The organism is Snodgrassella sp. W8124 (assembly GCF_016100875.1).
In the GTDB taxonomy this organism is placed as follows: domain Bacteria; phylum Pseudomonadota; class Gammaproteobacteria; order Burkholderiales; family Neisseriaceae; genus Snodgrassella; species Snodgrassella alvi.
Genome location: NZ_JACFRP010000001.1, coordinates 1,638,138 through 1,651,403 on the forward strand (window position 1 = coordinate 1,638,138; position 13,266 = coordinate 1,651,403).

General features: G+C 43.8%; 10 protein-coding genes. 1 reads left to right on the top strand and 9 read right to left on the bottom strand.

What is annotated here, in order from left to right; all coding sequences use genetic code 11:
• Window positions 1-233: 233 nt before the first annotated feature.
• The 9 genes from H3U73_RS07370 to H3U73_RS07410 form a co-directional block, all read right to left on the bottom strand.
• Window positions 234-1,058, bottom strand: a complete 825-nt coding sequence (locus tag H3U73_RS07370; RefSeq protein ID WP_198190292.1) for an amidohydrolase — start codon at window positions 1,056-1,058, stop codon at window positions 234-236.
• Between the two features lie 22 nt (window positions 1,059-1,080).
• Window positions 1,081-2,349: an MFS transporter gene (locus tag H3U73_RS07375; protein ID WP_198190293.1), complete on the bottom strand. Its 1,269-nt coding sequence runs from the start codon at window positions 2,347-2,349 to the stop codon at window positions 1,081-1,083.
• A gap of 1,335 nt (window positions 2,350-3,684) precedes the next feature.
• A complete protein-coding gene (locus H3U73_RS07380; RefSeq protein WP_198185572.1) occupies window positions 3,685-4,602 on the bottom strand; it encodes a lysine exporter LysO family protein in 918 nt (305 codons plus the stop codon).
• A 113-nt stretch (window positions 4,603-4,715) separates the two neighbouring features.
• Window positions 4,716-5,492: a ferredoxin--NADP reductase gene (locus tag H3U73_RS07385; RefSeq protein ID WP_037393939.1), complete on the bottom strand. Its 777-nt coding sequence runs from the start codon at window positions 5,490-5,492 to the stop codon at window positions 4,716-4,718.
• Window positions 5,493-5,759: 267 nt separating this feature from the next.
• On the bottom strand, window positions 5,760-8,429 hold the full coding sequence (secA, locus tag H3U73_RS07390) for a preprotein translocase subunit SecA (protein ID WP_084585976.1): 2,670 nt from the start codon (window positions 8,427-8,429) through the stop codon (window positions 5,760-5,762).
• 448 nt (window positions 8,430-8,877) lie between these two features.
• Window positions 8,878-9,294, bottom strand: coding sequence for a DciA family protein (locus H3U73_RS07395; protein ID WP_084585975.1), 417 nt, complete (start codon window positions 9,292-9,294; stop codon window positions 8,878-8,880).
• Between the two features lie 107 nt (window positions 9,295-9,401).
• Complete coding sequence (locus tag H3U73_RS07400) at window positions 9,402-10,178, bottom strand: ferredoxin--NADP reductase (protein ID WP_084585974.1); 777 nt, start codon at window positions 10,176-10,178, stop codon at window positions 9,402-9,404.
• A 47-nt stretch (window positions 10,179-10,225) separates the two neighbouring features.
• Window positions 10,226-11,008, bottom strand: a complete 783-nt coding sequence (locus tag H3U73_RS07405) for a J domain-containing protein (RefSeq protein ID WP_084585973.1) — start codon at window positions 11,006-11,008, stop codon at window positions 10,226-10,228.
• 20 nt (window positions 11,009-11,028) lie between these two features.
• Window positions 11,029-12,186, bottom strand: a complete 1,158-nt coding sequence (locus H3U73_RS07410) for a PLP-dependent aspartate aminotransferase family protein (RefSeq protein WP_025329993.1) — start codon at window positions 12,184-12,186, stop codon at window positions 11,029-11,031.
• A 256-nt stretch (window positions 12,187-12,442) separates the two neighbouring features.
• Between H3U73_RS07410 and folE2 the strand changes: the two genes are divergently transcribed.
• Window positions 12,443-13,216 (top strand): GTP cyclohydrolase FolE2, encoded by a 774-nt coding sequence (gene folE2 / locus H3U73_RS07415; RefSeq protein WP_084550769.1) that lies wholly within the window; start codon window positions 12,443-12,445, stop codon window positions 13,214-13,216.
• Window positions 13,217-13,266: the final 50 nt, after the last annotated feature.

Here is a 13,266-nt window from a genome sequence, read left to right on the forward strand (position 1 = left end):
TATCAAATCAGATATAGCCAGAGCCTCCATGCAGACAGCGACAATAAAGCTTAAATTCTGTTTCTCTTAATCCATGATAACTTCACAATAAAGATATCAATGAATGATTAATGTTTAAAGATATAGTTTATATGGTAAATAAGTTTTATATTTTTTTGTCTGCCGAAGTCATTTTCTCCGCATACTGAGCTGATTACTTACCTAAGTGATTTCAGTTGGACGGATAGCATTTTTTAGATAAATCTGAACAGCTTTGCCGGTGTATCCCAGAGTATATTGTGTGTCAGCTGTTTATCCTGCAACAGCATATTCAGCTGTGCAGACAAATAATCAGGGGTAATCTGCTGTTCAAATTGGGTATGCGGCCAGTCACTGCCCCACATCAGCCGATGGCTGCCCAGATTTTCTACTAATAAAGGGATGGCAGAAGCAAAGAATTTGTGACCTTCTGCTGCGGCAGCGCTAATCCGGTATGCTCCGGACAGTTTGCACCATATCATTCCGCTACGCCCCCACTCGAGTAACTGCTGAAAACCATAATCTCGGGCAGGCAGACAATCCAAAGGCCGGCCGAAATGATCAATCACTACTTTCACATTCTGTTTGAGCAGTGTTGCCATCATGTCACTGAGTTTGTTACTGCGGCAATGTACTTCTACATGCCAGTTGAGCTCTTTTACTTTATCAAGCAGATTTTGCCATGAATCGGTTTGTAAATCCGGCTGGACACCATCAATAATATTCAGGCGTATACCGACAATACCGCCTTTATCCAGGGCTTCAAGTTCGGGCATTGTGACGGAGGGCTCAACACAGGCAACGCCTCTGAGACGGGGTTTAGTCTGTGCAATAGCCTGAAGCATAAAGCTATTGTCATAACCCAGAAAACTGGGCTGAATCAATACGCCATGTGTGCAGCCATGAGCATCCAGATGTGCCAGATAATCAGCGAGCGGCGCATTTTGTGCCGGTGTGTAGCGGCGGCCGGCTACCATCGGTAAATCCAGCATAAAAACATGGGCGTGGCTGTCTATAATACCCACCGACTCCTGATTCATGTTATTCCTCTTTTTCAATCTGCTATTTGTCAGATATCTGACCGTCCTGATTAATTTCGCTTAAGTCGCGCCCTTTGGTTTCCGGTAACAGCAATACGCTAATGACCACGATTGAATAAGCCCAGCTGGCATCTATACCGATGGCTGAACCCAGCGACATTGAAGCGCTCATATGCCCGACCAGAGACGGAAATGCAGAGGAAAGAATACGGCCGAAGTTATAACAGAAGCCTACTCCTGCACCTCTGTATTTCTGCGGATACAATTCATTAAATAATGCCCCAAGACTGGAGGGGATGCCGGCAGCAAAGAATCCCAGCGGAAAACCCAGAAACAGCATCTGGGTATTGGTTAAGGGGACAAACAGATAAATACGTACAGTAATCACACAACATATAGCAAAGCAGGCAACATTAAAACGTCTGCCGATTTTATCGAGTAAAACTGAACTGGCCATACAGCCACACCAGAAGGCAACGATGATTACTGCCAGATAGGCACTGGAATTGAGCACAGAAAGGTGGCGTTCTTCTTTCAGATACGTAGGCAGCCATGACATGATTGCATGATAACCGCCATGTGCGCCCAAACCCAGTAAACCGCCTAGTAAAGTAATACGAATCAGTGAAGGAGAAAAGATACCGAACAATGCTTCTTTAATAGGCATGCTGTTTTCGTTTTTCGAAACTACGCTAGCTTGTTTTACCGGCTCCTGTACATGCCGGCGTACATAGAAAATCAGTAATGCCGGCAATAAACCAACTGCAAACATGATGCGCCAGGCGAAAGTTTCCGGAGCCAGACTGAATACAATGGAAAATAGTATAACAGCCAGTCCCCATCCCACTGCCCATGCACTTTGTACTGTTGCCATCACTTTGCCGCGATACTGGCTGGAAATAGTTTCTGCCATCAGTACAGCTCCGGCTGCCCATTCACCGCCAATACCAAATCCTTGTAAAGCTTTCAGCACCAGCAACCAGTGATATTCGGTAACAAATGCCGCCAGAAATGTAAAAATTGCAAACCATATAATCATAATTTGCAATGTTTTAACGCGTCCGTACCGGTCTGAAAGAGCTCCTGCAAACCAGCCACCCAGTGCTGAAGTGACAAGTGTGGCACTACTGAATAAGCCGGCCTCCCCTTTACTGATAGCAAAATATACAAGTAGTGACGGAATCACCAAACCAAACATCTGTGTTTCCAGAGCATCGAGTGCCCAGCCACTAAAGCATGCCCAAAAGGTTTTTCTTTCATTTCCTGATACTGCCCGGTACCACGTAAACATAAAGTTTCTCTTTCTTTATCTAATTTAGAGAAGATCAATTTGTTGTGCTTGCAGCAGAGATAGAACTTAACTTTTAAAACTTTATGCCTTTAATTTACGCTTAATAGCATTTAAAGCCAATAAAAAAACATAATGTTATTCAAAACAAAATAAAACAGATAAAATTTTTCATTAATAACCCTTTTTTTGATAATCAATCTATTAAACATTAAGATATACAAGATTTATCTTTCCAGATATATACACTAGTATATTAATCTTTTTCCATTTAACTACAATTATATACAATAAAGTTTTGATTTTAAGCAAATCTTTAAGTCTTTATTGCACACAAAGGTTATTAATTAATAAATTATTTTAATTCTAATAAAATTGGTACATTTTGTGCACCTTTTTTTCTATTACATTTGTTTTAGCAACAAATTATGAAAATTTATTCTTAATAAAGAATATTATTTTAATAATAATATTTTTTTAAAAATAAATACCAATAAATATCCAATATCTATCCGTAGTTGTCCCTGACAAGCGTTAAAACATTCATTTTATTTGGCATACAATTTATGCAAATAATATTAAATGATTATTATGGTGAATGAACCATTTTATGGTCAGACAATATATAATTTTATTTTATTTTTATAAAAAATTATATATATCTTTGTCTTGATGTTTATTTATAATCCATCTTATTCTCCCTGAGTTTAAACTTTGATTAAATTAAAACAAACCCATATATCAGATTATATTTTTAAACAATATATCTAATCAAATTAATTTTTACATAAAAAATTTAATTTTAACATTAAATAATTTTACTTTATTTATTGCTATAATTTAAGGTTTTTAATACCGCTGAAATTTATTTCAAAAATTACCTATAAAACAGATGAAAGTTTTGAATTAGATAATAAATATAATGTATGAATACTAAACAGAATAATTTCTGCAATTTCCATACCTGATAAGATTAAGAAACCGAATTCCATTTTTTATAATTTATTAAAGTTAATATGAAATTTCAGCTAAGAATATTTTTATTTGCACCTTTATTTTATTTTTCAGTAAGCAAACACTCTATTTTTTAATCATTTAAACCCACCAATGTTATTGTGAGAATGTGCTGTAATACTCCTCTTCCCAGTATTGGTTTTAAAAATAATTATTTTTTTTATACAAACTGACTTTCTCTTACTTCGTGATTATCTAAATACGAATTCAATAATTATTTATTTTCGGGCAAATATACAGTGGAAGAAAATAGCTATGTTTTCAAATATCAATCTTTATACAAGATTTTCAGGATAATTCTGTAACAGCAATTAATATTATTCTCTAAAACTGTAGTGATGAAAAAAACACCATCAATACTGGCGAAGTAATATTAACAATAAAACCAAAGCTGATTGCTACCGGTACGGCAGTAATGCCGCCGGAAGACTGTATTACCGGCAAAGTAAAATCCAGACTGGTTGCACCGCCTACGCTGACGGCTGTAGTGGGATAACGACGCATCAGTACGGGAATAAAAATAAGCGCAAAGAATTCGCGTGCCAGATCATTAAACATAGCAATACTGCCCCAGACTGCCCCGTAAGCCTGACTCATGATAATGCTGGAAAGTGAATACCAGCCATAACCGCTGCTGAGTGCCAGCCCTTTACTTACAGACACATCAGGCATAATCAGAGCAAATAGCAAACCGCCAAGCAGGCTGGCCAGTGTGAACAATCCGGCACAGATAACGCCGCGGCGATTGAGAAATACCTGATGCAGGGTAATGCCGCTGCTGCGCAACTGCATGCCCACCAGTAAAAGTAAAATTATCAGTGCTTTATTAACAGCAGCCAGCGGGCTGCCCAGCCAGTCAAAAGAGAGGTAATTGCCGGCGATCAGCCCGGCAAGCAGACAGCCAACCTGCTTGAGACTGCCCATAATACTGGTATTGCCGGACTGGCCTGTTTGCTGCTGCCGGTTCAGCCGCCACGGATAACGACGGTCAAACCAGATAAATATCAGGAGGTTGGCTGCGATAAGGCAGACGAATAATACCGCTACAGTTAAGCTGATATTAGCCAGTTGTGCGCCCAGATCGGGCTCTTGCGCCAGAGATAATCCTATTAGAAATAAAATCAGATACACCAGCCATGCCAGCCCGTAATTCAGCCAGTTTACAACCCGTGCCGGTGTGGGTATGCAAAATCCGATAAACAAGGGAACTAGGATGATTAGCAGGGAGATTAAATGTTGCATGGATATTTGTGTACGGCAGAATTAGGGATAATAAACGGTTTAGCTACAGGCAGGTACAAAACAGGCAGCACATTGTGTAACAATGTGCTGCCTGTGAAATACACGTTCAGGTTTTACTGATCAACGAAAGCGCGTTCGATAACGTAGTCACCACGCTGCCCCATTTTCGGGGAAATAGTCAAACCAAAACTGTTAAGTGTTTCACAGCTGTCTCTGAGCATTTCGGGGCTGCCGCAAATCATTGCCCGGTCGTCAGCAGGATTAATCGGCGGCAAGCCAATGTCGGTAAACAGTTTACCCGATTTCATTAAATCAGTCAGGCGCCCGTGGTGGATGAAATCTTCCCGGGAAACCACCGGATAGTAAATCAGTTTTTCACGTACTAATTCACCCAGATATTCATGATTGGGTAACTCTGTGGTGAAATGATCATAATAGGCCAGATCTTTTTTATAGCGCACGCCGTGAATCAGAATGATTTTTTCAAACTGTTCATAGATGTCCGGGTCTTTGGTTACGCTGAGAAATGGTGCCAGACCGGTACCGGTAGACAGCAGATACAGATGTTTGCCGGGGTTAAGGTCACCGGCAATCAGGGTACCGGTAGGCTTTTTACTCACCAGTACTTCGTCACCCGGTTTCAGATGCTGCAGGCGGCTGGTTAACGGACCGTCCTGTACTTTAATACTGAAAAAAGCCAGCTCTTCTTCCCAATTGGCACTGGCAATACTGTAGGCTCTCATCAGGGGTTTACCGTCTACCATCAGACCAATCATCACAAACTGACCATTCTGAAAACGTAATGATTCGTCCCGTGTACAGGTAAATGTGAAATATGCGTCTGTCCAGTGGTGTACAGACAATACTTTTTGTGTGTTATAGGCTGCCATTAATTATCCATGGTTAAGGAAAGCGGTATTATTAGCGTAAACCGAAAACACGCCAGCTTTCTGTTGCCATTCAGGGACATTTATGCTCTGGTTGCTGACGTAAGGTGTGAATTTTAAGACAATTTGATGTGCTGTTCAATGGGTTTTAGAGTATTCACTTTAATAAAAGTACTCTGTTTCAGGTAGTTTTATCTAAACAGCAGTAAATATATCAACAGGTTGCCATAAATATAGCAACCTGTTGATGTTAAGCTGGTTTATCCGCAGTTACAGACGGCCATGGCACAGTTTGTATTTCAAACCGCTGCCACACGGGCACGGATCGTTACGACGAATAACAATACCGCGTGCTTCCAGAGCTTCGGGGCTGAAATCTTCATCTTCTGCTGCATTATCAGCAGCGAATACTTCTTGCTGCTCTTCTTCAGAGGCCGGTTGAAAACGCACTGAAATCAGCAATGAAGCAACGGTATGGCGAATATTGCTCCACATGGCCTGAAACATTTCAAATGCTTCGCGTTTGTATTCCTGTTTCGGATTTTTCTGGGCATAACCGCGCAGATGAATACCCTGACGCAGGTAATCCATATCGGCCAGATGTTCACGCCAGCGGCTGTCAATGATTTGCAGCATAATGTCGCGTTCAAATTTGCGCATGGTGTCGATGCCAACCAGTTCGACTTTATAAGCATAATCTTTTTCTACTATATCCAGCAGACGTTCAGAAATGCTTTCGTTGTCGAGGCTGTTGTCTTCTTTAAGCCAGTCATTGATGGAAACTTCAATGTTGTAATCAGCAGCCAGTTTGTTTTCCAGACCGGAAATATCCCACTGCTCCTCCATACTATCCGGCGGAATAAAGCTGTCTACAGTATCAACAATTGCATCATGGCGTATTTCCTGCATCATACCGTCAATATCGTTGCTGGCCAGAATATCGGCACGCTGATGATAAATAACCTTACGCTGGTCGTTGGCTACATCATCGTATTCAAGTACTTGTTTGCGCATGTCGAAGTTACGGTTTTCGACTTTGCGCTGTGCTCCTTCAATCTGACGGTTGAGCATTCCGGCTTCTATGGCTACGCCGCGTTCAGGAGCCAGACGGTTAAGAATGGCTGTTGCACGGTCAAGTGCAAACAGGCGCAACAGCGGATCTTCAAACGACAGGTAAAAGCGGCTGGAACCGGCATCACCCTGACGACCGGCACGGCCGCGCAGCTGATTATCAATACGGCGGCTTTCATGGCGTTCGGTACCGATAATGTGTAAACCGCCAGCTGCAATCACGGCATCGTGGTCAATCTGCCATTGCTGCTGTAATTTGTCGATTTCGCTCTTTTTCGCTTCTTCGGTGAGGCTGTCGTCGGCATTAATGGCATCTATTTGCGGTTTGATATTGCCGCCGAGCACAATATCCGTACCACGACCGGCCATATTGGTGGCTACGGTAATCATGCCGGGGCGGCCTGCCTGAGCAATAATATCCGCTTCACGCGCATGTTCTTTGGCGTTGAGAACATTGTGCCTGAGGTGTTCTTTATCCAGCAAGGCGGATACCAGTTCGGAATTTTCAATACTGGTGGTACCAACAAGGATTGGCTGACCTTTGGCATGGCGCTCTTTGATATCGGCAACTACAGCTTCGTATTTTTCTTCGATAGAACGATATATCTGGTCGTTCAGATCTTTACGTATCATCGGGCGGTTTGGCGGGATGATAACGGTTTCCAGACCGTAAATATTCTGGAATTCAAAGGCTTCCGTGTCGGCAGTACCGGTCATGCCGGCCAGTTTGTCATACAGACGGAAGAAATTCTGGAAAGTAATGGAAGCCAGTGTCTGGTTTTCTTTGTTGATTTCCACGCCTTCTTTGGCTTCAACAGCCTGATGCAGACCATCAGACCAGCGCCGGCCGGCCATCAGGCGGCCGGTAAATTCGTCAACAATAATTACTTCCCCATCCTGTACCACATAATGCTGGTCGCGCTGGTAGAGTGTATAAGCACGCAGCGCAGCCATCAGATGATGCATCAGCATGATATTGGTGGTGGAATACAGGGAATCGCCTTCCTGCAGTAATCCCATTTTGGTGAGAATCTGCTCGGCATGCTCATGCCCCTGATCACTGAGCACTACCTGCCGTGCTTTTTCGTCTACCCAGTAATCGCCCTCACCGTCTTCGCTTTTTTGGGCAATCAGCAGTGGCGGAATCTGATTCATTACCTGATAAAGGGTAACGTTATCGTCAGCCTGACCGGAAATAATCAACGGTGTACGGGCTTCGTCAATCAGAATGGAGTCTACTTCATCAACTACTGCAAATGACAGCTCACGCTGCACTTTTTCGCTTTGATCACTTACCATGTTGTCGCGTAAATAATCGAAGCCGTATTCATTGTTGGTACCGTAGGTAATATCAGCCAGATAAGCAGCTTTTTTATCGGCATGATCCATGTTGCTGATAATGATGCCGACAGACATGCCCAGAAATTCATACAGCGGACGCATGATTCCGGCATCACGTGCAGCCAGATAATCATTCACGGTAACTACATGTACGCCTTTACCGGTCAGAGCATTCAGATAGACGGCTGTCGTGGCAACCAGTGTTTTCCCTTCACCGGTACGCATTTCGGCAATTTTGCCATAATGCAGTACCATACCGCCGATAAGCTGCACATCAAAATGCCGCATACCGAGTACACGCTTACTGGCTTCACGGCATACGGCAAAAGCTTCTACCAGCAGGCTATCGAGTTTTTCCCCATCAGCCAGACGTTGTTTGAATTCAGCAGTTTTAGCCTGTAGTTCAGTATCGCTTAAAGCTTGAAGTTGTGGTTCGAGCGCATTGATTCTGGATACTTCTTTACGATATTGTTTCAAAAGCCGGTCGTTGCGGCTTCCGAGAATTTTTTTTGCTAAGTTTTTCAACATAAATCAACAGTCCGGCACCTGCTGGCGCAATAAATAGTAAGCTGGAAATAGGAGATTTTAACACAAGCGCCTACGCTGCTGTGCGGCTGTTTGCATGCCTGTGTCAATTATGTGCAATCTGAAGCTGTTCAGAAGTTACTGATTGCTGTTTATGGTGCTTAATATAATGGTAAAACCCTTTTTTCCAAGCATTGTCTGACACAACAGAAGCTGTTCATGTCTTTAACGCTGCTATATGAAGATGAAAAAATTTATATGCAATACCGATTATTACTGTTCCGGCAACTGAATTTTGTTTAAAAATAGTTGATTGCACACCAGTAGAAGGATATTGATTCATAATCAGAACTGAATAAATATTATTTATATTTCTTTAATTTTGTCATCCTGATTAAATTATTTTTTATCATTGCTTAAAGCGTCTGACAAATACACAGGCTGAAATAGCTCAATTGCTCTTTTCACTTAAACGGCGCAGTGCTGCCGCTAGCTCTGGATGATGTGTTAAGGCCTCTGCCGAACGTGCCAGCGTATCGCGCGCCACAGGGCTTAAACTGGCATGCTTTACTGCTTCGGGTTTTGATTCTGCCGGCTGAACTTTAACCTTTACAGTTTCAATTGAAGCATCAATCTGACACAGTTGCGGCAATAATGCCGGCAACACCATACGTAAACGTGAAGCAGCCATACTATTTTGCGCAATCACCACCAGACAGCCGGTGCGTACACAGGCAACACTAAACTGAGTTCGCATACTTGCCGGCAACTCTTGTTTCAGACAGTTACTCAGGCGTTGCCAGTGTGCGGATTGCTGCAATAATTGATTAAGCTGGGCGTTTTTTTTGCCGAATTGATTCAGGTTCATACTGCCATACTAACTTAATTTGCCGGTGACATCAGAATATTTGGTTTAGTTTGAAAGTTATAGCTAAGTTTACACTCGTTATATCAGGAGCTGATTTTATCCGGTGATTAAAAGCCGTTTTCCATAATAATCTGTCCCGGTACTCTGTTACGGTGCATGCTATAGCCCATATCCAGTAAGGTCTGAAAAGTATCGGTGACCATGGCCGGATTACCACACAGCATAAAACGGGTTTGTTCAGGGTTGAAATTCAAACCCAGTCCCTCTGCCAGCGTACCATTCTGCAATAATTGCGGCAGACGCTGACCGAGTGCTCCGGCAGTAGGTTCACGGGTAACCACCGGCTGGTAAGTCAGTTGGTCTGTATATTCGCCAATCAGAGGGTGATGGATTAACTCGTTTATATGCTGGCTGAAAATCAGTTCATTGGCATATGAAACGGAATGTACCAGTCCGATATGCCGGAAACGTTCCCAGACAGCAGGCTGTTGCAGCATAGACAGAAACGGCGCAATGCCGCTGCCGGTACTGAGCATGATCAGCTGCTCGCCATCAGTAAACCGCCCTGGCAGAAAAAAGCCAAAAGCGGTTTTATCCAGCAATATAGAATCGCCCGCCTGCAATTGTGCCAGCCGGGCACTCATCGGTCCGCCTTCAATCAATACCACAAAGTATTCGAGTGTATCTGCATATTCGGCAGATACAACAGAATAGGCACGCCAGATAAAACCTGCGCCGTCTCGAAAACCCAGACGCGAAAACTGACCGGCACTGAAGCGATAGGCTTCAGGCCGGGTGATGGCAAAAGTCAGCAGTTTAGGGGTATGCTGTTTGACCCAGAGTACGGTTTCTTCAGTAAATTTAGCTTCTGCGGCAGCCTGCATGCAGTTATTCCTGTGTGTGAACCACCGCCTGAGCGGTGACAGTATGATTACAGTCTGATATCGATATCCTGATATTTTCGGCTGGCTTCGGTATGACTGATTTCAATACCATCACTTACTGCCCATTTTCCATCATTAATACGCTGGTATTGCAGGCTGAAACTGCCATCACCGATTTTATGCAGGGTAAAGGTTTCGCCCGCCGGAATATAAAAGGTGCGTATAGCTGTAAATTTACCGGCGTGCAATTCGTATAATTGGGCAAATACCGGCGATTGCAAGGAGGTGGCATGTACGACAATATTGTTATTGCCGCGCTCACGCAAAACCGGATAGCCGGATACATAAGCAGCTTTAAGCGGGAAAAGCTGCCCATTGGGTGCCGTGGTAACTGGCATGCTACTCTGCTCATTAACGTTATTAGCCGGCGGATATGCCAGCCTCCACCACACTCCGCCCATAGCAATCAGTACGGCAATCCCCACAATCCATAACCAGCCGTGACCGCGTTCGTGCAGGTCGACAACTTTATCCTGATGGTTAGGCAATAAAACCGGAGGCGCAAATGGTGTCTGCCGGCGCGCCAGCAATGCCGGTGACAACCTTGCCTGCAGGCTTTGCCGCGCAATCCACACATCATGATGATGGCGCTGCTCCGGATCAGACAATACTGCATATGCTTTATTAATCTCAGCCATACGCTGATGTGCCTGCGGATTATGCGGATTGCGGTCAGGATGGTATTTTTGTGACAAAGCCCGATAGGCCGCACGAATAACTTCGTCGGATGCCCCTTGAGCAACATTTAATACTTCATAATAATTGTGCACGGATTTTTCACTTACACAGGTTAAATCAAGGTATTGAGTGCATGATTGATATCATCCCAGATATCTTCAATATCTTCGATACCGGCTGAAATACGCAGCAGGCCTTCACGGATGCCCAGTGATTCTTTAACTTCTTTACTCATGCCGCTATGCGACTGGCTGGCACTGTGATTAATCAGGCTTTCGACGCCGCCAAGGCTGGCCGCCATCCGAATCATGCGCAGATTTTTTATCACACTATTGGCTGCTTCGCGACTGTTCTGACGTAAATAAATGGAGACCACTCCGCCAAAACCATGCTGCATCTGTTTACAGGCGATATCATGGTGTTCATGTTCCGCCAGACCCGGATAAAATACTTTTTCTACCGCAGGGTGCTGCTGCAAGCGTCTGGCCAGCTCAGCCGCATTGGATAAATGCCGGTCCATACGTACAACCAGTGTTTTGATACCGCGTAATACCAGTGCACAGTCCATCGGACCGGCCACGCCGCCGGTATTAATACTTAAGGCACGTAATAATTTTGCATGTGCAGGATCTTTTACCACAACAATACCCATCAGCACATCTGAATGTCCGCACAGGTATTTGGTTGCGGAATGAAAGACGATATCCACACCCAGATTCAGCGGATTCTGTACGTAGGGTGTCGCAAAAGTATTATCCATACCGACAATGGCACCGGCAGCTTTGGCTTTAGCAGACAGTTCGGCGATGTCTACCAGACGCAGCAGCGGATTACTCGGGGTTTCCAGCCATACCATTTTTACTTTGGTCTGTGCCAGTATCCGGTCCAGATTATCCGGATTGGTAAGATCGGCAAAAATAACGTTAACACCCCACTGGGCATATACTTCGGTTAATAAATCATAAGCTCCGCCATAAATATCGGCTACCGCAACAATGGTATCACCCGGCCGCAGAAAAGTACGCCACACAGCATCGATTCCGGCCATACCACTGCCATAGGCAAAACCGGCACAGCCATTTTCCAGCTCGGCGACTGTGTCTTCAAGTACTTGCCGTGTCGGATTGGAAATACGCGCATAACGGAACGGAATATTTTCGCCGATTTCATTCATGGCGAACATGCTGTTCTGATAAATAGGCGGCATTAGGGCACGGTTATGCTCTTCCGGCTGATAACTGGAATGGATGGTCTGTGTGGCAAATTTCATATTTTCTCCGTTTGATTACTGGTTTTGCTGTTCAGACAGCTGTTTATACGGGTAACGGCATTAATACTGAGGCTGCTAGTTTAGCACGCACTCTGGTTATCAGGCAGCATGCTGTTTCTTTTACACTAATCCCGACTGATTTGCTCGGAATTAAGGCATACAGTATAATTTTATGCCTTATATGCCGGCAGTTTCTGTGGTTTCACTATACTGCGCCGGCTGGATTCAGATTTGTTTTGCAAGGAAAAGTATCAGAATGGACACTATTGCCGACGTGCAAAGCAGTGTTGATAAACGCAATATGCCAATCAATCAGGTTGGTGTGAAAGGCTTACGCCTGCCGCTGAGTATTATTTGTGCTGCAGGTAAACAACATACTGTTGCTGATTTAACCATGACTGTGTCACTGCCGGCCGAACAGAAAGGCACACATATGTCACGCTTTATTGAGTTAATGCAGACACAGCATGACAGTATTGATTTTGCTGTACTGCGGCAGCTGACTGCCGCCATGTTAGAAAAACTTCAGGCAACGGCTGGTAAAATCAGTATGCGCTTTCCTTTTTTCCGGCAAAAGCAGGCTCCGGTAAGCGGCATTTCCAGCCTACTGGATTATGAAGTGGTACTCAGTGGCGAAATTCAGGCTGGTATTTATCAGCAAACATTACAGATCATTATTCCGGTTACCAGCCTGTGTCCGTGCAGTAAGGAAATTTCTGCTTACGGGGCGCATAATCAGCGTTCACATGTCACTGTTACGCTGGTATGCACTGAATCAATTGCTGTTGAAGAAATTATTGATCTGGTAGAACAACAGGGTTCATGTCAGTTATACGGTTTGCTGAAACGGCCGGATGAAAAGTATGTTACTGAATATGCTTATGATAACCCCAAATTTGTTGAAGATATGGTTCGTGATGTTGCTACCGCGCTAAAAACTGATACACGTATTCAGTCTTTTACTGTAGAAAGTGAAAATTTTGAATCTATTCATAACCATTCTGCCTATGCACTGATACAATACCCGTAAACTGATTGTTTGCAGACTTAGCTTTATCTGGTAAACGAAATCAGAAAGCA